Below are 20740 nucleotides of genomic sequence, written 5' to 3'. Positions count from 1 at the left end.
GTATCTAAAATTATAGATAAATAATAATAAGAGTGACAAATTTAAACTTACACGACGCATTAAAACAATATTTTGGTTTTTCAAAATTTAAAGGATTACAAGAAGATGTTATAAAAAGTATAATTAATAAAGAAGATGTCTTTGTTATTATGCCTACAGGAGGAGGAAAATCTTTATGTTATCAGCTCCCTGCTTTAATTCAAGAAGGTACAGCCATTGTTGTTTCGCCATTAATAGCTTTGATGAAAAATCAAGTTGATGCTATTAGAGGTATTTCTGAAGATGAAGGAATTGCTCATGTACTTAATTCTTCTTTAAACAAAGGAGATGTTGCTAGAGTAATGAACGATATTAAAAGAGGTGTTACAAAGCTACTATATGTAGCCCCAGAATCTTTAACAAAAGAAGAATATATTGACTTCCTTAAAACTCAAAAAATCTCTTTTGTTGCTATTGACGAAGCACATTGTATTTCTGAATGGGGACATGACTTTAGACCAGAATATAGAAATTTAAAAAATATTATAAAGCGGATTGATAATGTACCTATTATAGGATTAACTGCTACTGCAACTCCTAAAGTACAAGAAGATATTTTAAAGAATTTGGGCATTACCAACGCTACAACTTATAAAGCTTCTTTTAATAGACCTAATTTATTTTATGAAGTAAGACCTAAAACAAAAGATGTTGAAAAAGACATTATTAGGTTTGTTAGACGTTTTAAAGACAAATCTGGTATTATTTATTGCTTAAGTAGAAAAAAAGTTGAGGAAATTGCACAAGTTTTACAAGTAAATGGAATCAAAGCTTTACCATATCATGCTGGATTAGATGGTAAAACTAGAGCTAAACATCAAGATATGTTTTTAATGGAAGATGTTGATGTTGTTGTTGCTACTATTGCATTTGGAATGGGAATAGACAAGCCTGATGTTCGTTTTGTGATACACCATGACATACCTAAAAGTTTAGAAAGTTATTATCAAGAAACTGGTAGAGGTGGTAGAGATGGCGGTGAAGGACATTGTTTAGCTTTTTACTCCTATAAAGACATAGAAAAATTAGAAAAATTCTTGTCTGGGAAACCTGTTGCAGAGCAAGAAATAGGACATGCACTACTCCAAGAGGTTGTTTCTTATGCCGAAACTTCGATGTCTAGAAGAAAGTTTCTATTGCACTATTTTGGTGAAGAATTTGACGAAGTAAATGGTGAAGGAGCGGATATGGATGACAATGTTAGAAATCCGAAAAAGAAAGTAGAAGCTAAAAATGAAGTTAAAATATTACTTGAAATAATCAGAGACACCAAAGAAGAATATAAATCTAAAGAGATAGTTAACACCTTAATTGGAAAATCTAATGCGTTATTAAAATCTCGAAGAACTGATGAACAAGCCTATTTTGGAATTGGTAAAAATAAAGATGCAGCATTTTGGATGGCATTAATTCGTCAAGTTTTAGTAGCTGGATATATTACCAAAGAAATTGAACAATATGGTGTATTAAAATTACCAAAGAAAGGTTTGGATTTTATTGAAAACCCAACCTCTTTTATGATGTCTGAAGACCATGTTTATAATGATGATAATGACACTTCAATTATTACAAATGGAAAAGCTTCTGGTGGCGGTGTTGATCAACAACTGATGACCATGTTAAAAGAGTTGAGAAAAAAAGTAGGTAAAAGAAAAAATGTACCTCCTTTTGCCGTTTTTCAAGATCCTTCTTTAGAAGATATGACCATAAAGTATCCAATAACAATTGAAGAGTTGTCAAATGTACATGGCGTTGGAGATGGAAAAGCAAAAAAATATGGCAAAGAGTTTGTAGAACTAATAAAACAATATGTAGAAGATAATGATATCACTAGACCTGACGATCTTATTGTAAAAACAACAGGGGTTAACTCAGCCTTAAAACTGTTTATCATTCAGAATACAGATAGAAAATTACCTTTAATTGATATAGCAAAATCAAAAGGATTAACCATGCTAGAGCTTACCAAAGAAATGGAACGCATTGTGTATTCAGGTACTAAAATTAATATTAATTATAGTATTGACGACTTGTTAGATGAAGAACAACAAGAAGAAATACACGATTATTTTATGGAAGCTGAAACTGATAAAATTCAAGATGCTCTTGATGAATTTGATGGTGATTATGACGAAGAAGAATTACGCTTAATGCGAATTAAATTTATTAGTGAAGTAGCAAATTAATAAAATAATATACATTCTAAAAATGTAATAACTCAACTAACTAATTAACTTTCTGTAAACAACTTACAAAAAAAATACTCCATAATTGGTTTAGAGTCAGTTTGCTGTAAACTTAAAAAATGGAATTTTGTAAGTTGTTTATTTTTTGTTGTTAAACCAATTTATCACTTCAACGTAATAGTAAATAAACTTCTGAATTTACATTAACCTAATAACAAGTACTAAATTTAATGAACATGTCCTCCTAGTTGAGTTCCTAAAAAAGCTATAGCAAAACCTAGTAAAACAGCAATAAATTTTCTGATATTAAATTTGTGATTTTGAGAACTTTCAAACAATATTGCAGTTGCTATATGTAGAAAAACTCCAATAATTATTCCTGTAATTTCTGTATGATAATTTTCAAAAAACGAAATATTATCACTAAATAAAAGTCCTAAAGGACTCATTAAAGCAAAAACAATTATGAATATATAAATTAATGATTTTGATAAATTTGATTGTATTAAAAACACAAAAAGCACTACTGATACTGGTATTTTATGAATTACTATAGCCCAAAGTAATAAATTATCTTTTGCAATGTGTAATGGTATTCCTTCTAAAAAAGCATGTATTGATAAGCTCAAAAACAATAGCCATGGTACTTCTTTAATATGTGAATGATTATTAGAATGTATATGACCGTGTTCTGCTCCTTTAGAAAAATATTCTAGTATCGTTTGAACTAAAATACCAATTAAAATATAAACACCTACATTTTTTTTATGAGATGTAAATACTTCTGGCAATAAATGTAATACCGTAATAGACAACAAATACGCACCACTAAAAGAAAGAAAAAGTTGAATAATCTTAGCATTAGGTTTAACCACAACTACAATAAGTACACCAACAAAAACAGACAATATTAAAGCAACAAAATTCATTCTAAAATTAAGATTAGACGACTAGAATTATCAATATTAAAATCATCTAGTAAATAAGAGCCAAAAGTATGCTTTAATTTTAACCCTACCGCTCTAAAATATTTTTTAAGTGTTTCTAAAGGTAAAAACTTTATATTCTCAGTATAAAAATGTTCTCTCCCATCAGCAAAAAAACGAATATTTTTCACAATAGCATTTCCATCTACTTCTCTACTTATATGAAAATCAATATCGTTTTTTGTTATAATCTCTTCACTAACAATTGATTTTTTAACAAAATTAACATTCATAAAATCTATAACCAATACTCCATTTTCTTTCAGCCCATCTTTTAAATTTTGCAGTACTTGAATATTAGTTTCATCATCATTAAAATAACCGAAGCTCGTAAACAAATTGAATATAGCATCAAATTTTGTTTGAAAAGGATTTCTCATATCATGCACCTTAAATTGTAAGTTTTCACTTTCAAATTGTTTGGCAAAGGTTATATTATTTTCTGAAAGATCAGCCCCTACAACTTGATACCCTAATTGGCTTAAAAACACAGAATGTCTTCCTCTACCACAAGGTAAATCAAGAATTTTACTATTTTTTTCAAGCTTAAGAAATGAAATGAGATGCTGCATAAACATTTGAGCCTCATCATAATTTCTATCTTGATACAAAATATGATAATATTTTGTGTCAAACCAATCTTTAAACCACTCTGTTTTTTTCATTTTACTAGTTAAAAATGCAAAAGTAATGAATTGAATTTAGGTGTATGTTCACATTATAAATTAATAATACCTATTCAGCTTTATATTTTATCACAGTTCACATTACACATTAATTATTAGGTAATTACACTAAAATAGTTGTTCCTTCTGATGTTTTATTATTCTGTTCATCAAAATAAAAATCAATTCTACCTAAGTTTAAACCATAAGCACCAACTTGATTTACAAGCATATTTTTTCCATCTAAATTTTTTACAATGGTAGGTTTAGGTAAAAAAGTATGCGTATGACCTCCAATAATTAAATCAATATTATTTGTAATCTTAGCTAAATTTAAATCAGAAATTTTATTAGGATTATTTTTATAATAATAGCCTAAATGTGACAAACAGATAATCAAATCACACCGTTCTTCATTTTTAAGCCTATTGGTTATATCTTTTGTTATTTCAATGGGATCTAAATACTTGGTTTCTTTGTACATTCTTTTATCCACTAAACCATCCAACTCAATACCCAATCCAAAAATTCCAATTTTAATTCCATCTTTAAAAATAATTTTGTAGGGTTTTACATGTGTATCCAAAACCGTATTTCTAAAATCGTAATTAGCAGAAACAAAATCAAAATTTGCATTGGGCAATTGTTTAAATAAGCCATCTATAGAATTATCAAAATCATGATTGCCAATAGTTGCTACATCATATTTTAGCATACTCATAAGTTTAAACTCAAGCTCACCTTCATAATAATTAAAATATGGTGTCCCTTGGAAAATATCTCCTGCATCCAATAACAATGTGTTACTATTTTCCTTCCGTATTTGTTCAATTAAAGTAGCTCTTCTTGCCACTCCTCCTCTATTAGCATATCTATTATGATTAGGTTTAAAAGGTTCTATATGACTGTGAGTATCGTTAGTATGCAATATAGTTATATGGCGTTTTTGATTTCCAATAAATGAAGGTAATGTTAAACCTCCCACCATTGCAAGTGTTGAAAAACCACCTACTTGTTTTATAAAATTTCTTCTTTCCATTAGTCTTCAATTGTTACACGATTATCTATCACAGCTGTTAATGTATCCACTTTTATAAAATAATCGATGATAGCATCTCTTACTTTATAATTAAATTTCACTAGTTTTTCTGGACTTTGAAAGAATTTCATTTTATCTCCACCACTTTGTAAAAAGTCTGATGTTAATACATTGTATGTCGCATTGTTATCAAAATTCTTTCCATTAATTTTTAAAGAATACTTGTTTTCTTTTAATGTGAATTCAATATTTTTTGACAAGGGGTGTGCTGTTTTACTTTCAATAAAGTAATTGATTAATGCTTCTATTTTATCTCCCGTAATGGTAACAACTACAAGTTCATTTTCAAAGGGCATTAACTTAAAAGCATCTCCTTTAGTTACCTTTCCTGAAGCAATTGTAGTACGAATTCCTCCATAATTAAACATAGAAAAATCAATAGAAGTATTTGTTTCCTTTTTATAAATAGGGCTAGCCATTTCAAAACATAAATCAGCCATTAAATTACCTAAAGTAGTTTGCATAGCAATGCTTTCTTTAGTTAAATCTTTTGGCGTATAGGTTAATGTAGTTTCCATTTCTCTGATTAATTTTTCTTTATAAGGAGCTACAATACTGTCTATTTTTACAGAAGATTGAATGGTACTGTCAATGGCAATGTTTTTTGCCGTAATTTTTGTAATATTTGGATTCGTTTTTTTACATGATGTTACTAAAAGTAGAAAACAAAACAGATGTAATAATTTCATTATTATAATATTATATTTAAGTAATTTAAAAATTTATAGAATAGTACTCTAGATTCTATTAATTCTCCTCTAGATTCCGTAAGAATATAGTTAAAATTTGTAACTGCTAGGTTAGCTTTAAAAGATTTACTAACGTCTTGTAATTTTATCATAAAACCACACTGTTAATGCAACAAAGTTGCGAAAATATAAAATTGAATTTGTAATTGCAACTAGAGTGCATTAATTTTGTATCATGGGAATTGTAAGAAAAACAAAAGGAGTAACAACAATACTAAAATTTTTTAACCAAAAAGGTGAAGCAACATCTGTTGTACATTTAATAGATTTATTAAAAGATAAAATGAATAAAACAACGGTCTATCGTATTTTAGATAGATTAGAACATGATGGAATTATTCATTCTTTTAATGGGAAAGATGGCTTAAAATGGTATGCTAAAAGTATCGGATGTTCTGCTGACCAACATCTAGACGAACACCCACATTTTCAATGTACAAAATGTGATAAAGTTGAGTGTTTACCTGTAGAGGTTAAAATACCGACTATAAAAAATCATAAAATAGATTCTACAAATATTCTTCTACTGGGAAAATGTGAAGCTTGTTCTGATTAAAAAAAATTGTAAAATCAGCTAAACTTCTATTTTGCCAACACAATTTCTTCACAATCTTTAACTTCACCATAATAGGTTTCTCTATATTTATGCAGTGTTTTTATTGGAATGCCAAGTAAGTACTTTTTTATATAAGTTACTCTAGCTTTAAGTTGTCCCATTTTTTTTGTATATCGTTTTTCTATCCTAGTTCTCCTTCTTACAAACAAGATTTTCATTATTTTTTTATTTTATATAGTTTTAGTAAACATCTTACTATTTAAAGTACCTTAATTAAGTAATCTAATTTTAAGAATTATTATTCTCTAATTTGACCATTCCCAAACATAAAGTATTTATTTGTGACTAATTGCTTTAATCCTAATGGTCCACGATGATGGAGTTTATCTGTACTAATGGCTAGTTCTGCTCCTACTCCCATTTGCCCACCATCAGTAAATCTAGTTGATGCATTTTGATATACCGCTGCACTATCTACTTGTTGCATAAAATCTTCAGCTTTTTGATTATCAGTTGTCATTATAGTATTAGAATGTCCTCCAGAATACTTATTTATTAACTCAATCGCTTCAGACATTGAGTCTACTGCACCAATACAACATTTCATAGCCAAAAACTCTTCATACCAAGTTTGATCATCTGTAATTAATACTTCATTTGTCAAAACTTTTTTAACGGAATCATCAACCAAAATAGAAACATTATTATCTGTTAAAACCCGCTGTAACTCTTTTAGTTTATCATTATAATTTTTAATATTTTTATTGATTAAAATATTATCTAATGCATTACAAGCTGAAATTTTATCCGTTTTAGCATTCAGTATAACTTTAAGACTCATTTGCCAATCTGCATGTTCATCTACATATAAAAAGTTATTTCCTCTTCCACTTACAAGTACAGGACATTTTGCGTGTTCTTTTACAAATGCAATTAATTTTTCACCACCACGAGGCACAATTAAATCTAATTTTTCGGTTGGATTTTTTAAATACGCTTGTGTCTCTTTCCTATCCATATTTAATAATTGAACAGCATTAGTAGATAATCCATTTTCTGTTAACGCTTGATGCCAAAAATTGACTAACATAGCATTGCTATGTATTGCCTCTTTACCTCCTTTTAAAACAATTTTATTATTTGCCTTAAATGCAAGTATACTAGCCTCAATAGTAACATCTGGTCTTGATTCATAAATAATCATAATAGTACCAAATGGAGCTGTTTTATTTACAATTTTTAATCCGTTAGCTAAGGTATTTTCAGAAATTATTTGATTTACCGGATCTTCTTGAGCTTTAACTTCTCTTATAGATTGAATTATTCCGTCAATTTTTTTGGAATTTACAATCAATCTATCATACATCGCTTGATCGTTTTTAGTAAAAGCTTCTAAATCCTTTTTATTAGCTTCTAACAAGGTTTCACGGTTTGTATCTAAGATTTGTATCAAAGACTGCAATACCTTATTTTTTATGTCTGTAGTAATAAGTTTCATAAATTCAAAATTAGTTAATTTAATTAAAGTTATGATGATTTAATTCCTTTTGCGACTTTGGTTCCTACATTTTTACCATCAATAATATCAATAATTGTATTTTCTTTTTTTCCATTTGCAATATATGTAGGTATATTTTTAGCTGCAGTTTTTTGAGCATAATTCAATTTTGATCCCATTCCTCCTCGCCCTTCTGCCTCTCCTTTATTGCTCTCTTGAATGTATTGTTCTACATCTTCTTGGACACCTACATTTGTTATCAATTTACTATTGTTCGAGTGTGGATGTCCATCATAAAGACCATCAATATCCGACAAAATTATAAGCTTATCTACATTTAATAATTGAGCCACTAAACTAGCCAATTCATCATTATCAGAAAACATAGACATGGTCACAGAAACAGCATCATCTTCATTAGCAATAGGTATAACACCTTCAGACAATAATCCTTCATAACAACTAATCATATTTTCGCGATGAATGCCAGGATTAAAATCGCGTTTGGTAGGCAAAACTTGTGCACATTTCATTCCGTAATCATGAAAAATATTTTGGTACAATCGCATCATTCTTGGCTGACCAATAGCCGAATACACTTGCCTTCGCTGTGGTTTATTTTTAATTTTAGATTTTCCTAAAATTTCTTTTCCTGCAATTGCAGAACCAGAAGATACTAATACACAAATAATATTACGCTCATATAATTCTGCAATTTGACGTACTAAATTACGTAATACTGGTCTTACAATTTTATTGTCTTTGTTGGTCATCACATTCGTACCAACTTTAATTACTATTTTCTGATTATACATTTTTTGTCTCGTTTTCTTTACCCATTTCTACAGCACGATTAAAAGCAGCGAATGCAGCTTCTTTTATCAATTCATTTACATTATTTTCTTCCATAGAATCTAAAGCAGCTCTTGTGGTTCCTCCTTTAGATGCCACTTTTTCCATCCAAGAATTTGGGGAAAGAGAAAACTGGTTAAATAACTCTACAGCACCGGTAAAAGTCTGGCTAACCAACACTCTAGAAACATTTTCTGAAAACCCCATTTGTAAAGCAGCTTCCATCATACTTTGCATAAAATAGAATACATAAGCCGGACCACTACCTGAAATACCTGTAGAAGCATCAATAAAATTTTCAGAACTAACTTTTATAGATTTTCCTGTAGAATCTAATAAACTTTCTACCATTAAACGTTCAATTCTAGAAACTTTATCTGTAGTTACATAAGAAGTTAAACCTTTACCTACCTGAGCTGGTAAATTAGGCATTGCTCTCACAATTTTTTCTAATCCGGTTAACTTAATTATTGTTTCAATGGTTACACCAGCCATAATAGATATAATTATTTGTTCTGGATTTAAAAATGTAACCATTTTACTAAAAAGTTCTTCTGCATGATATGGTTTTACTGCTATAAAAATCAAATCTGCCTCTGGCAAACAGTCTTCCAAATTTTTATAGGCATCAAAATGTGATATTTGATGTAATTTCTCTAACTTTTCATCACTTGTATCTAAAATCATAATTTGATTCTTTTTTAACATTTTTGATTTAGACATCCCTTCAGCATAAGTTAACCCCATATTTCCAGCTCCAATTACTAATACTTTCATTTGTTTTACTTTAAAGTTATTATTTAAGAGTATAACCTATAAAAATAGTTGACTATTCCAAATCATGGACTCAATAATTTTTAAGAATTATGATACTATCAATCTTCAAAGATTTTTTTATAGAATATTACAAGATATATGGAAAACTTCTTTAATAAATGTATTTTTGAACTCTTATTGACTTTTATTTAGATTAAAAAACACCTAATAGCATGAATGAGAATTTTAAAATGTTAGCCAAAACCTTATTTGGTTTTGAAGAAATATTAGCAAAAGAGTTACGTAACTTAGGTGCCATGAATGTAAAAGTTGGAGTTAGAAATGTAACTTTTGTTGGTGATACAGGTTTTATGTATAAAGCAAACTTAGCTTTAAGAACTGCAGTTAGAATCTTAAAACCAATTAGACAATTTAAAGTTAGTAACGAAGACGACTTATACAATCTAATACAAACTATAAAGTGGGATAATTATATTGATGTCAATCAAACTTTTGCAGTAGATGCTGTAGCTAATGCAGAAAATTTCACCAATTCACACTATGTATCTTTAAAAACTAAAGATGCAATTGTAGATTATTTTAGAGCTAAAGTAGGTAAAAGACCAAATATAGATTTAAACCATCCGGATTTACAGATAAATATTCATATTCAACATAGAGATTGTACCGTTTCTATTGATAGTTCTGGTGATTCTTTACATAAAAGAGGATATAGAAGTGCAACTAATATTGCTCCTATAAATGAAGTATTAGCGGCAGGATTGGTTTTGATGACAGGGTATGATGGTACACAACATTTTATTGACCCTATGTGTGGTAGTGGAACTATATTGATTGAAGCGGCGATGATTGCGAATAATATTCCTGCCAATATTAATAGAAGAGAATTTGGTTTTGAAAAATGGTCTGATTTTGATCCAAACTTATTTGATACCATTAGAAATTCTCTCTTAAAAAAAGTTAGGGAATCCTCAGCAAAAATAATTGGATACGATAAAGCCCCTTCTGCAATTTATAAAGCTCAAGATAATATTGAAAATGCCAATTTAACAGAGTTTATTACCGTTAAACAAGAAAATTTCTTTAGAACAGAAAAAGAAATTGAAGGGAAAACAATTATACTATTTAATCCACCTTATGGTGAACGTTTAGAAATTGATGTTCCTGTTTTTTATAAAGAAATTGGCAATACGTTAAAACGTGGTTATCCTGGTACCAATGCATGGCTTATCACTTCTGATTTTGAAAATGGACTTAAAAATGTAGGATTACGTACTTCAAAACGCATAAAAGTCTTTAATGGTAAATTAGAGTGTAGGCTAGTAAAATATGAAATGTATGAAGGTAGCAAAAAAGGAAAATACATGAAAAATTGAGCATATTTACAGTGCGACCATATTTTTTAACTTTTAAAGATTACTATATCAATTTAAAATTCATCTATACTTGGAAAATCTTTTGGGGTTATCAATAACACTGTTAGTGTAAACAATCCTAATAAAAGTAATCCTATATATACTAAATGTGTTGCATCAAAGAATGAGTGTTGTAAATAGTTTTGAATTGAAGCATCTGCATCTGCAGACTGTAATACTTCAACTACTTCATTTACTCTTGGTAAATCATTTTTTAAATTTTCAGGAGCGTTAGTTAATTTTTCAAATAACTTTGAATTAAAAATGGTTGCAAAAATAGCAGCACCTAAACTTTGACCAAAATACCTTGAAAACATACTTGCACCAGTAACAACACCTCTTTGCCCCCATTTTACTGTTGATTGAACGCCTACCATTAACGGTGTTGAGATTAATCCAAATCCTGCTCCCATAAGTAATTGAATACCAACTAAAGTCCATATTGAACTAGGAAAAGGAACAAACAGAAATATTAAAACAGCCGTTATAACTATAGAAATGCCACATAATGCTGTATTTCTAAATCCTATACGTAAATATAATTTTCCTGATAAAGAAGAAGATAAAGGCCATGTTACACTCATACTTGCTAATATAAAACCTGCAACAATTGCTCCTACACCCAATATTGATTGTGCAAAAACGGGTAAAAACATACTTGGGCCCATGGTCATACAACCCATTCCAATAGTTGCTAAATTTGCACCAACAAGCACTCTTTTTTTCCATACCCATTTGGGTATGATTGGATTTTTTGCTGCACCTTCTATTTTACGAGTTACTACAATTAATAGTAAAGCAATACTTATAAATATTAATGTTTGGTAAGACATCCAATCCCATAATTTACCTCCTTCCATCATTCCAAACATAATAAATGCTCCAGTAATTAATAATGCAGATGCACCTAACCAATCTATCTCTGTATATTTTACTGATTTTTTTTCTTTAAGAAATAAGCTAATCATTGTAATTGAACCAATACCCACTGGAAGATTGATTAAAAAAATCCACCGCCAAGAAACATAATCTGCTAAAGCACCTCCAATAGCAGGTCCTATAAGAGCCGAAACACCCCAAACACTAGATAACCATCCTTGAATTTTAGCACGCTCTTCAATGGTATAAATATCTGCTGCAATAGTATTAATAGTAGCTACCATGGCTCCTGCCCCCACGGCTTGAACTCCTCTAAAAATAATTAAACTAACCATATTCCAAGCTCCAGCACATGCTGCAGAACCCAATAAAAACACTATTACTCCATAAATTAAAATGGGTTTACGGCCATAGATATCGGCTAATTTTCCATAAATAGGAATTGTAATTGTTTGAATTAATAAATAAATTGAGAACAACCAACTGAATAAAGAAAAACCACCTAAATCGCCAACAATTTGAGGAATAGCAGTAGCAACAATTGTGCTATCCATTGCTGCCAATGCCATAGTTGTCATTAAAGCCGCCAATATTAAACTCTTTCTTTTTGGGCTTTGTTTATGGTTATTCATAAAACTATGTTTTATACTAATCTGACAGGCAAAGGTAAAGTTTAAAACAAAGATTATTAGTTCTTATCTGATAAATTATTTGTAAAAAAATTATACAAACCTTGTACTTTTTGACATTGTTTAAACTCACTATTTAAAATTAAAAAGATTGTATTTTACTACTGTAAAACAATAAAAAAGTAGTTACTTTGCTTTTTATTTTTCCATAAAATATGGGACACGTGGTTCGAAATTCTCCCACGATAAAAAACTAAGAAATATTATATGTCCTCAAAAAAAAATCAACAGATTGTATTTTTATTAGTCTGTTTTCATATTCTTATTATTGCTTCTAGCAATTATTTAGTTCAGTTTCCCTTGACCATTTTAGGATTTAAATCTACTTGGGGAGCACTTACTTTTCCATTTATATTTTTAGCTACAGATTTAACAGTACGTCTTTTTGGAGCAAAACTTGGACGACGCATTATTTTTAATGCTATGTTGCCTGCCCTATTGGTTTCATATTTTATAACTGTTGGTTTTAGAAATGGAAATTGGTTAGGGTATAATTCGTTATTTAGCTTTGATCTTTTTGTGGCTCGTATAGCTATAGCCAGTTTCTCTGCGTATGTAGTTGGTCAGATTTTAGATATTTTAATTTTTAATAAACTTAGGCAACATCAACAATGGTGGCATGCCCCTTTAGCTTCGGGTATTATTGGTAATTTAATGGATACCGTTACCTTTTTTACAATAGCTTTTTATAAAACTTCAGATGTTTACCTCTCTGAAAATCTAGTAGAAATTGCTGCTGTAGATTATTTATTTAAAATTATAATTAATGCCTTATTTTTTCTCCCGTTGTACAAAGTAATTTTAGATAGCTTTTTAAAAAGATTGCACCGTAGAATCTCATAACAATAGATTTTATTTTACAATATATTCTCCCATTACACATATTATTTTATTCTTTTTTAAGGTGTTTTTCAATTCAAATCAAATGCTATTTTAATGCCTTCAATTACCATATTTGTACCTATAATAGCAATAATTAACCCCATAATTTTATCAAGAACCCCAATTATATTTTTTCCTATTTTTTCAACTATAAAATCACTAAGTCGAAAACATACGTAGGTAAGTAAACACATTAATCCAAAAATAAGAATTACTAAAATAATGTGCACTAGCTCGGCATCCGTAACAAAATTCATTGCAGTTACAATAGATCCTGGTCCTGCAAGTATAGGAATGGCAAGTGGTGAAATGGCTATTTCTTCATTTATAGCAACTTTTTTAAGGTGTTTTGCCGTTGGTTTTACAGATTGAAGCATTTCAAAACCAATAAAAAACACTAAAATACCACCAGTAATTTTAAAAGCAGGAATAGTAATACCAAAAAAATCAAATATAAATTTTCCTAAAACAACAAATAAAGCAACTATTATAAATGCTGTAACCGTAGCTTTTCTACTAATCCGTTCTTTAGTTTGTGAATCAGCATCACCAGTCATGGAAATAAATACTGGAATACCTGCAATAGGATTCATAATAGCAAAGAAACCTGTAAATACTGTTAGAGCAAATGTAAATAGACTTTCCATTTAAAATATAATTATTTTTTCTTGTAATTACTCAATTTCTAATCCAATTGGACAATGATCGGATCCCATTACATCAGAGTAAATAGTTGCATTTTTTACGTTTTTTATTATCGATTCACTGACTAAAAAATAGTCAATTCGCCATCCTGTATTACGTTCTCTAGATTTAAAACGATAGCTCCAATACGAATAAGCAATTTGAGTAGGATTAAAATATCGAAAAGTATCAATAAATCCTTTTTTTATAAAATTATCCATCCCATCAATTTCAATTTGAGTATAGCCTGCTGTTTTATTGTAATTGGATTTGTCATTTTTTAAATCAATAGGTTGATGAGCAACATTAAAATCGCCACAAACAATTACAGGTTTTATTTTTTCTAAATCTTTTAAATAGGTTAAAAAATCTTCATCCCATTTTTTTCGATACTCCAAACGATCTAATTTTTGTCCAGAATTAGGCACATAAACATTTACCAAATAAAAATCTCTATACGTTACACATTGTATTCTTCCTTCAGCATCATGCTCTAAAATTCCCATATCATTACTTACCGATAGTGGCTCTGTTTTACTCAATATGGTAGTACCAGAATATCCTTTTTTTTCTGCAGAATTGTAATATTTATAGTAATTGCCCATTGGCAATAATGCTTCTTCAACTTGTTTGTCTTGTGCTTTGGTTTCTTGCAGACATACTATATCTGGACCTAACTTTTTAATTGATTCGAAAAAATCTTTTTTTACAATAGATCTAACTCCATTAATATTCCAAGAGACAATTTTCATTATGTAATTTGTTTTAATTAAGCTATTTATTAATGTGTGAAAGTTTGTTTAAGTTCTATATTTTATAAAGACCATAGTTTAATAACTTTTTTCTTATAAAACAATATTACACAATATATTTTTTAATTGTAATATCTAATTAATAAATCACCATTAACTTTTATGATTATTAAAAATACTCTTATAAAATCAGCGATTAAATAATTAAACGTACCCCGCCTAATTCTTCTATTTTATAAGGAAAATGATCTCCTGGAGAACCTATAAACATAAAATTAATTGGAATATCCCATTCTTTTGATAGTTTGTTGATTAATTCTGGTCCAAATTGTTCTTTAAGTTCTATAAATTCAATTTTTATTTCAGGATATTCTCTATCTACTACTTTAATATCATTTCTAAATTGTTTAGAAATTGTATTTTCTTTCATAGATGCAGTAACCACTTTTAACTTCTTTGTATGTTCATTTTTTTGAATGTATAAGAGTACTTTATTCAAGGTTTCTACATTATCATCTTTAGTAAAATAAACAAATTCTTGTGAGTTAATATCATCAATTACTGATATTATTTTATTATCAGCTTTCATTACAAAACTACGCACTGGGTCAAAAACAGAATGAATAATTTTAAGAAGTAATTTCAACAATACTGTTCTGTTAAGCATCACCGTTATAAATATTATTGCGGGAATAAAATATTCAAGAAAGATGGCTACATTGCTTGGATCTCCAGCTTCAGGTTTCATGGAAATATTACCTATTAAAGCAAAAACAACCGCAGATATGGCTATTAAAATTGCCAACCAACCTGCTTTTTCAGGTCTTGGTAAACTATTTCTTTTTACTTTTAATAATATATTACCAATTCCAAAAAGTGTCATTACCGATAAAAAGGAAATGGTATATACACCAGCTAATAGCTGTACATCTCCTTTGGTAATAAGTAAAACAGAAATAGTTAAGAATAAAAAAATAAGAATAATTCTATAAGAACTTCCTTTTTTATTTTTCTTTAAAAAATATTGAGGTAAAATTCTATCTAAAGCCATCCGCTCAAGCAATCCTGAAACGCCAACAAAACTTGTTAATACAGCCCCACTAAGTACTAAAAAAGCATCAATACCAATTAAAATGGCCAACCAATTGCCACCAACATGTGATGCCATTTCTATCAACAGTGTGTTTTGATAGGTTTCACTTTGCAAAATAGGTATTGAAAATAAAGAGAGTGCAAAAAGTGCTGCAAGCGGATTTATAATACTCACTACCATCCACATGTTTTTTAATGTTTTAGGAAAAACTCCCATTTGCTGTTCTTCTACAAAGTTTGCAGAACTTTCGAAACCAGAAACACCTAACATAGAAGCTGCAAAACCAAGAAAAATAGCTTTGGTTATACTTCCTCCTATAATTGGTAGTCTCCAATTTTCTAGAAACTGTTGCAAGCCATTATTGACAAGAAAATAGACAATAAAAGTACTGAGCACTGCAAAAGAAGTCAAATGAAAAAGAAAAATACCAATAGCTACTTTTGCAGATTCAGAAACCCCTCCAATAGTAAGTACAGCAAAAAAGCCTAACAATACTACGGTTGCTATTATTATAGGGATTGCAGGAACCAAATGATGAAGATAATGAATGGCTTCATTGGCCGAAATTACGGCAGTAGCCATGTAAGACAACAAGGTTAAGGTAGCAGCAAAAGATGCCATAAATTTACTTGTTGTATTTAACAAAGCGTTATAGGCTCCACCGTTTAAAGGCAAGGCCCCAACTACTTCTCCATAAATTTTTCGAAATAAAAAAAGTACAAAAGAGACAATAAGTAAGGTTATCCAAGCATATTGCCCTGCAAAAGCTATAGCTAAAGCAGATACGTATAGCACAGATGAACTAATATCATTTCCGCATATTGCTGTAGATGCTAATACATTTAGTTTTTTATGACTTTTCATGAGTGTCTCATACTTATAAATTAAAATATTTAACCCATTTCAATAGAAACCAACACTTCTATTTTAAAAAATCAACATCCTTATAAGCAGGATTTGGATATTTATAAAAACCTTCTCCTGTAGCTACTCCTAATTTATTTTTATCAATATAATGCTCTTTTAAATAGTTTACCGTTTTTATTTTTAACTCATCTTGAGTTTTCTCTGCAGCTATTTTATCAATATTATATGCTGTTGTAATTCCAACAATATCAAGAATACCAAATGGACCAATTGGTGCTCCTGTTGCTTTCATCCATGTCTTATCTATCGTTTGAATGTCAGCAACTTCAGTGACCAATAATTGAGTTGCTGCACTTAATAATGGTACCAATAACGAATTTAGAATATACCCAGGCTGTTCTTTGTGTAAAGGTAAAGCCACCATTCCAATAGATTTTGCAAATTCTACAACATCATTAAAAACTTTTTTGTCTGTTGCACTATGACCCATTATTTCTGCCGTATTATGTATCCAAATGGTGTTGGCAAAATGCAATGCTAAAAATTTTGAAGGTCTGCCCGTGGCTTCTGCAAACTGACTTGGTAGTAATGTAGAAGAGTTTGTAGCAAATACAGTTTTTTCAGGTGCCACTTTGGCTAACTTTTTATAAAAATCTATTTTAATGGATGGATTTTCTGGCACAGCTTCAATAAGTAAATCTGTATCTTTAACTGCTTCTTCCAAATTAGAAGTATAATGCAAATGTTTACATGTAAACTCTATTTGTTGCTCTGTTGCATTTACATCTCTTTTATAGGCTTCGCTAAGATTACTAAATTTAGATTTTGCTTTTAAAATAGCATCGTCATTAATATCATAAACGGTTACATTAAATCCGTGAAATGCTGTTTGAAAAGCTATTTGATACCCTAAAACACCACTTCCTGCAATGGTGATATTTTTATAGTTCATTTGTTATAAAATTTTAATTATTCTTTAATTTTTTCTTCTTCTAAATAACTTTCCAATAAGTTTTTTAGACTTTCTAAATAGTTATCCATAACCCTAATATCCATCTGCGGATGTTCAAGTGTTGGTATAGTTAATGGATTTTCATCTAAGGACCTATAAAGTTCAGGATAATTAGTTTCTAAAGTTGTAGTAAGTTCTGTTATTTCTTTAAGTATGTTTTGTAGCGTTTTCACTATTGAAGTTGTTTACGGTTATTATTAAATTCTTATAAAACTATTTGTTAACAGTATTTAGTTGATGTACTAGCTGTTCATGATCCATAATATATTCCGTAATTCTAAAAACTTCTTTTCTATTGTTTCTAAAATCTTTTACAAATTGAGCCAAGCTATCTTCAAGAATTTCATGTTCAATTTTAAATTTATGAGCATCATATGCAAAAGGATTATCAATTAATTCTGCTAAATACTGTAAATGTTTATTCGTTTTCTTTAAAAGTGAAGCACATTGTTTATCTACATTTAGTAGATTCACTTCAATTTCTAAAACCTTATCTACATTATCTTTTTTAGAAATTAATAGAAAATACTTATCAATTAAATGATGTAAAAACTTTAAATCGTCTTGATAAAACAAAAGGTCAGATTTCCAATATTCGGTTAGAATAAAAAGTTGTTTCCAATTTGCGTGGTGAATGTAATTGTCTTTTGGTCTATTTCTAAAATCATACATTGTTTTGAAATTAATCTCTTTTAAAGAGAACATTTATACTTTAAAGATACATACATGTTTATCCAAAAGAAATGACCTAAGTCAGTATAAAAAGTAGTGAAGTATTTATAATGTAACCCGCAATGTTATAAGAATTATTATCATAAAAAAAAGGCTTTCAGTTAAAACTGAAAGCCTTTTTAATGTAGCGAGATCGAGATTTGAACTCGAGACCTCCGGGTTATGAATCCGACGCTCTAACCAACTGAGCTACCTCGCCAAATAATATTTTCAAACTTTAATACTAATGTTCTTTAGAGCACCATCAAAATTTGAGTGTGCAAATATAAAAACAAATTTTTCAGTGGCAAGAATTCTTTCTAATTATTTTTATCAAAAAAGTTTTTTTTAATTTAAGATAATATATATATTGCTCAGCCAAGATAAAAATTAACCTATGGCAGATAAAGTTAAATATAGTATAGAATTTGTAATGCACTCTTCACCTGGTTTTTTATACCAATATCTTTCAACTCCAGATGGATTAAGTGAATGGTTTGCTGATAATGTTAATTCAAGAAGTGATATTTACACTTTTATATGGGACGGTTCAGAAGAACAAGCTAAAAGATTGTCTTATAAAACGAACGAAAGAATAAAATACAAATGGCTTACCGATGAAGAAGATAACACTTTTTTTGAATTTAAAATTGTTGTTGACGATTTAACCTCTGATGTTTCTTTAGTAATAACTGATTTCGCAGATGATGAAGATGAGGTTGAAGAAGGAAAAATGTTTTGGGAAAACCAGATTGCAGAATTAAAACAAATAATTGGAGCTTAATATTTTAATTAAGCTAAAACTTATAAGCCTTGATTTTTCGAGGCTTTTTTTATAACTGAAATGATAAATTACAACGGTAATATATTAGAAACTCCACCTAATTTAAGTGTTAACAACAGAGCTTTTAAATATGGTGACGGTTTATTTGAAACTATTAAAATAAAAAATAGTAATGTTGTTTTTTTAGAAGATCATTACTTTAGATTAATGGCATCTATGCGAATGCTTCGTATGAATATTGCTATGGAATTTACTTTAGAATTTTTTGAACAAGAAATTTTAAAAACTACTAAAGCTAATAACTTAACAGATGCCCGAGTACGTTTTACGGTTAATAGAAAAGATGGTGGATTGTATTTGCCAACTACCAATAATACTCATTTTTTAGTAGAAGCAAGTCCGTTAACTGTTCAATTAAAAAATAAGTATGTGGTTGATTTATTTAAAGATTATTATGTCTATTCTGGTGTGTTATCTACCCTAAAAACCAATGCTAAAACGCTAAATGTGGTAGGCAGTATCTATGCCAATGAAAATGAATTAGATAACTGTATTTTACTCAATGAAAAAAAACAACTGGTAGAGGCTTTAAATGCCAATATATTTTTAGTTAAAGGTAAAACAATTAGTACTCCTCCCCTTTCAGAAGGATGTATTAAAGGCGTCTTTAGAAAAAAACTAATAGAGTTTATTTCTAAAGACGGTGAGTTTAATATTGAAGAAAGAGAATTGTCTCCTTTTGAGCTTCAAAAAGCTGATGAAGTTTTTTTAACCAATGCAATAGTTGGCATACAGCAAGTAACCAACTATAGAAAAAAAACTTTTACTACTGACGTTTCTAATTATTTACGAAATAATTTTAATCCTTAAACAAACTATTTTATTGATATGGTAACTTTTTATTCAGTTTTATAAACAACTTTTAAATCAAAAAATTCATCATACACATTATAATTAGACCAATAATTATTAAGAATTCTATTATCTGATACCGATACTATTTCACCAACTTTTTTATTAATTTTTGAAGCAATTATTTCTGCTCTTTTTTTTGCATCAGCTAAGGCTTCATCTATCAATTTAGTATATGTATCCTTTTCAATGATATATTTACACTCAATTAAATTAACATAAATACCAGAAACTCTAATATCTAATAATTTACTCATTTCCTTTTGAGATGTACATTCATACTTTAATAACGTACCTTCCATTTGATTACTATTGGCACGATATTCAAAAGCATCTTCTACAAATTTACTTACATCAATTCCATTTTCAACTAATGCTAAATAATATTGATTTTTAATTTCTGCTAAATCAGAACCTTTTTCATCTCCATAAGGGTTCTGATCAACTACTATACTTATTTTTACTCTATATTTAGAAATTTTTCTTTCTATTTTTACACTTCCTACTACTTCTATTGTATTGTTCATATTCTATTAATTTATAAATAAAAGGTATACATGTTAACGCTTTTGTATTTGATTAGTTGTGTGGTTTTACTATTAATTTTGTAAGTGAAAATTGAATTAAACTTTGCAAAGATTATTGGTAGAATC

Annotated in this window: 22 protein-coding genes, 1 tRNA gene and 1 riboswitch; of the genes, 6 read left to right on the top strand and 17 right to left on the bottom strand. The window is 29.0% G+C overall.

Translation table 11 applies throughout. The annotated features are described in order from the left end of the window. The first annotated feature begins 32 nt into the window (after positions 1-32). Positions 33-2225, top strand: coding sequence for a RecQ family ATP-dependent DNA helicase (locus EGM88_RS15275; RefSeq protein WP_394336881.1), 2193 nt, complete (start codon positions 33-35; stop codon positions 2223-2225). Between the two features lie 227 nt (positions 2226-2452). On the opposite strand, the gene EGM88_RS15270 is transcribed toward EGM88_RS15275, so the two are convergent. The 4 genes from EGM88_RS15270 to EGM88_RS15255 all read right to left on the bottom strand — a co-directional run bounded on the left by EGM88_RS15270 (position 2453) and on the right by EGM88_RS15255 (position 5664). Next, entirely contained in the window at positions 2453-3154 is a 702-nt protein-coding gene (locus EGM88_RS15270; RefSeq protein WP_123899281.1) for a ZIP family metal transporter, read from the bottom strand. Beyond that, the gene (locus EGM88_RS15265; protein WP_123899280.1) at positions 3151-3876 is read right to left on the bottom strand and encodes a class I SAM-dependent methyltransferase; all 726 of its coding nucleotides are present in this window, start codon (positions 3874-3876) and stop codon (positions 3151-3153) included. The genes EGM88_RS15270 and EGM88_RS15265 overlap by 4 nt, the downstream gene beginning before the upstream one ends. A 124-nt stretch (positions 3877-4000) precedes the next feature. Further along, entirely contained in the window at positions 4001-4915 is a 915-nt protein-coding gene (locus tag EGM88_RS15260; RefSeq protein ID WP_123899279.1) for a bifunctional metallophosphatase/5'-nucleotidase, read from the bottom strand. Then, a complete protein-coding gene (locus EGM88_RS15255; protein WP_123899278.1) occupies positions 4915-5664 on the bottom strand; it encodes a 5'-nucleotidase C-terminal domain-containing protein in 750 nt (249 codons plus the stop codon). The genes EGM88_RS15260 and EGM88_RS15255 overlap by 1 nt, the downstream gene beginning before the upstream one ends. A 235-nt stretch (positions 5665-5899) precedes the next feature. Between EGM88_RS15255 and EGM88_RS15250 the strand changes: the two genes are divergently transcribed. Further along, a complete protein-coding gene (locus tag EGM88_RS15250) occupies positions 5900-6280 on the top strand; it encodes a Fur family transcriptional regulator (protein ID WP_123899277.1) in 381 nt (126 codons plus the stop codon). Positions 6281-6306: 26 nt separating this feature from the next. Here EGM88_RS15250 and EGM88_RS15245 read toward each other — a convergent pair whose 3' ends face one another. The 4 genes from EGM88_RS15245 to proC form a co-directional block, all read right to left on the bottom strand. Further along, positions 6307-6498 carry a hypothetical protein gene (locus EGM88_RS15245; protein ID WP_123899276.1) on the bottom strand — a complete coding sequence of 64 codons (192 nt, stop codon included), beginning with the start codon at positions 6496-6498 and terminating at the stop codon, positions 6307-6309. 80 nt (positions 6499-6578) lie between these two features. Further along, entirely contained in the window at positions 6579-7778 is a 1200-nt protein-coding gene (locus tag EGM88_RS15240; protein ID WP_123899275.1) for a glutamate-5-semialdehyde dehydrogenase, read from the bottom strand. A gap of 29 nt (positions 7779-7807) precedes the next feature. Then, positions 7808-8593: a glutamate 5-kinase gene (gene proB, locus EGM88_RS15235; RefSeq protein WP_123899274.1), complete on the bottom strand. Its 786-nt coding sequence runs from the start codon at positions 8591-8593 to the stop codon at positions 7808-7810. Continuing rightward, positions 8586-9440: a pyrroline-5-carboxylate reductase gene (proC, locus tag EGM88_RS15230; protein WP_262696523.1), complete on the bottom strand. Its 855-nt coding sequence runs from the start codon at positions 9438-9440 to the stop codon at positions 8586-8588. Before proC ends, proB begins: the two co-directional genes overlap by 8 nt. 179 nt (positions 9441-9619) lie before the next feature. Between proC and EGM88_RS15225 the strand changes: the two genes are divergently transcribed. Beyond that, positions 9620-10783 (top strand): THUMP domain-containing class I SAM-dependent RNA methyltransferase, encoded by a 1164-nt coding sequence (locus tag EGM88_RS15225; RefSeq protein ID WP_123899272.1) that lies wholly within the window; start codon positions 9620-9622, stop codon positions 10781-10783. Positions 10784-10836: 53 nt separating this feature from the next. Here EGM88_RS15225 and EGM88_RS15220 read toward each other — a convergent pair whose 3' ends face one another. After that, positions 10837-12333, bottom strand: coding sequence for an MDR family MFS transporter (locus EGM88_RS15220; RefSeq protein WP_123899271.1), 1497 nt, complete (start codon positions 12331-12333; stop codon positions 10837-10839). 215 nt (positions 12334-12548) lie between these two features. After that, a riboswitch (PreQ1 riboswitch) is annotated at positions 12549-12593 on the top strand. Positions 12594-12597: 4 nt separating this feature from the next. Here EGM88_RS15220 and EGM88_RS15215 point away from each other — a divergent pair. After that, a complete protein-coding gene (locus tag EGM88_RS15215) occupies positions 12598-13233 on the top strand; it encodes a 7-cyano-7-deazaguanine/7-aminomethyl-7-deazaguanine transporter (RefSeq protein ID WP_123899270.1) in 636 nt (211 codons plus the stop codon). Between the two features lie 68 nt (positions 13234-13301). On the opposite strand, the gene EGM88_RS15210 is transcribed toward EGM88_RS15215, so the two are convergent. The 7 genes from EGM88_RS15210 to EGM88_RS15180 all read right to left on the bottom strand — a co-directional run bounded on the left by EGM88_RS15210 (position 13302) and on the right by EGM88_RS15180 (position 18611). After that, positions 13302-13919: a MarC family protein gene (locus EGM88_RS15210; protein ID WP_123899269.1), complete on the bottom strand. Its 618-nt coding sequence runs from the start codon at positions 13917-13919 to the stop codon at positions 13302-13304. Positions 13920-13946: 27 nt separating this feature from the next. Continuing rightward, positions 13947-14708 (bottom strand): exodeoxyribonuclease III, encoded by a 762-nt coding sequence (locus EGM88_RS15205; RefSeq protein WP_123899268.1) that lies wholly within the window; start codon positions 14706-14708, stop codon positions 13947-13949. 196 nt (positions 14709-14904) lie between these two features. Beyond that, positions 14905-16665, bottom strand: coding sequence for an APC family permease (locus tag EGM88_RS15200; protein ID WP_123899267.1), 1761 nt, complete (start codon positions 16663-16665; stop codon positions 14905-14907). 58 nt (positions 16666-16723) lie between these two features. Next, a complete protein-coding gene (locus EGM88_RS15195) occupies positions 16724-17620 on the bottom strand; it encodes a 3-hydroxyacyl-CoA dehydrogenase (protein ID WP_123899266.1) in 897 nt (298 codons plus the stop codon). Positions 17621-17637: 17 nt separating this feature from the next. Then, a complete protein-coding gene (locus EGM88_RS15190; RefSeq protein ID WP_123899265.1) occupies positions 17638-17853 on the bottom strand; it encodes a hypothetical protein in 216 nt (71 codons plus the stop codon). A 40-nt stretch (positions 17854-17893) separates the two neighbouring features. Beyond that, the gene (locus tag EGM88_RS15185) at positions 17894-18352 is read right to left on the bottom strand and encodes a hypothetical protein (RefSeq protein ID WP_123899264.1); all 459 of its coding nucleotides are present in this window, start codon (positions 18350-18352) and stop codon (positions 17894-17896) included. A 185-nt stretch (positions 18353-18537) separates the two neighbouring features. After that, positions 18538-18611: transfer RNA gene (locus tag EGM88_RS15180), tRNA-Met, on the bottom strand. A gap of 177 nt (positions 18612-18788) precedes the next feature. Here EGM88_RS15180 and EGM88_RS15175 point away from each other — a divergent pair. Beyond that, positions 18789-19175: an START-like domain-containing protein gene (locus EGM88_RS15175; protein WP_123899263.1), complete on the top strand. Its 387-nt coding sequence runs from the start codon at positions 18789-18791 to the stop codon at positions 19173-19175. Positions 19176-19235: 60 nt separating this feature from the next. Further along, positions 19236-20045 (top strand): aminotransferase class IV, encoded by an 810-nt coding sequence (locus EGM88_RS15170; protein ID WP_123899262.1) that lies wholly within the window; start codon positions 19236-19238, stop codon positions 20043-20045. A 29-nt stretch (positions 20046-20074) separates the two neighbouring features. Here EGM88_RS15170 and EGM88_RS15165 read toward each other — a convergent pair whose 3' ends face one another. After that, complete coding sequence (locus EGM88_RS15165; protein WP_123899261.1) at positions 20075-20614, bottom strand: SIMPL domain-containing protein; 540 nt, start codon at positions 20612-20614, stop codon at positions 20075-20077. Positions 20615-20740 lie beyond the last annotated feature (126 nt).

Source organism: Aureibaculum marinum, assembly GCF_003813905.1.
Classification (GTDB): Bacteria; Bacteroidota; Bacteroidia; order Flavobacteriales; family Flavobacteriaceae; genus Aureibaculum; species Aureibaculum marinum.
The sequence above is the reverse complement of the archived record's forward strand: the minus strand, read 5'-3'. Positions and strand labels throughout refer to the sequence as shown.

Bases quoted from the DNA above. Each gene is read 5' to 3' on its own strand.
- EGM88_RS15185 (WP_123899264.1), bottom strand. From the start codon at position 18,352: ATGTATGATTTTAGAAATAGACCAAAAGACAATTACATTCACCACGCA.
- EGM88_RS15255 (WP_123899278.1), bottom strand. From the start codon at position 5,664: ATGAAATTATTACATCTGTTTTGTTTTCTACTTTTAGTAACATCATGT.
- EGM88_RS15220 (WP_123899271.1), bottom strand. From the start codon at position 12,333: ATGAATAACCATAAACAAAGCCCAAAAAGAAAGAGTTTAATATTGGCG.
- proB (WP_123899274.1), bottom strand. From the start codon at position 8,593: ATGTATAATCAGAAAATAGTAATTAAAGTTGGTACGAATGTGATGACC.
- EGM88_RS15205 (WP_123899268.1), bottom strand. From the start codon at position 14,708: ATGAAAATTGTCTCTTGGAATATTAATGGAGTTAGATCTATTGTAAAA.
- EGM88_RS15250 (WP_123899277.1), top strand. From the start codon at position 5,900: ATGGGAATTGTAAGAAAAACAAAAGGAGTAACAACAATACTAAAATTT.
- EGM88_RS15165 (WP_123899261.1), bottom strand. From the start codon at position 20,614: ATGAACAATACAATAGAAGTAGTAGGAAGTGTAAAAATAGAAAGAAAA.
- EGM88_RS15260 (WP_123899279.1), bottom strand. From the start codon at position 4,915: ATGGAAAGAAGAAATTTTATAAAACAAGTAGGTGGTTTTTCAACACTT.
- EGM88_RS15225 (WP_123899272.1), top strand. From the start codon at position 9,620: ATGAATGAGAATTTTAAAATGTTAGCCAAAACCTTATTTGGTTTTGAA.
- EGM88_RS15175 (WP_123899263.1), top strand. From the start codon at position 18,789: ATGGCAGATAAAGTTAAATATAGTATAGAATTTGTAATGCACTCTTCA.
- EGM88_RS15170 (WP_123899262.1), top strand. From the start codon at position 19,236: ATGATAAATTACAACGGTAATATATTAGAAACTCCACCTAATTTAAGT.
- EGM88_RS15265 (WP_123899280.1), bottom strand. From the start codon at position 3,876: ATGAAAAAAACAGAGTGGTTTAAAGATTGGTTTGACACAAAATATTAT.
- EGM88_RS15270 (WP_123899281.1), bottom strand. From the start codon at position 3,154: ATGAATTTTGTTGCTTTAATATTGTCTGTTTTTGTTGGTGTACTTATT.
- EGM88_RS15200 (WP_123899267.1), bottom strand. From the start codon at position 16,665: ATGAAAAGTCATAAAAAACTAAATGTATTAGCATCTACAGCAATATGC.
- EGM88_RS15215 (WP_123899270.1), top strand. From the start codon at position 12,598: ATGTCCTCAAAAAAAAATCAACAGATTGTATTTTTATTAGTCTGTTTT.
- EGM88_RS15195 (WP_123899266.1), bottom strand. From the start codon at position 17,620: ATGAACTATAAAAATATCACCATTGCAGGAAGTGGTGTTTTAGGGTAT.
- EGM88_RS15240 (WP_123899275.1), bottom strand. From the start codon at position 7,778: ATGAAACTTATTACTACAGACATAAAAAATAAGGTATTGCAGTCTTTG.
- EGM88_RS15210 (WP_123899269.1), bottom strand. From the start codon at position 13,919: ATGGAAAGTCTATTTACATTTGCTCTAACAGTATTTACAGGTTTCTTT.
- EGM88_RS15245 (WP_123899276.1), bottom strand. From the start codon at position 6,498: ATGAAAATCTTGTTTGTAAGAAGGAGAACTAGGATAGAAAAACGATAT.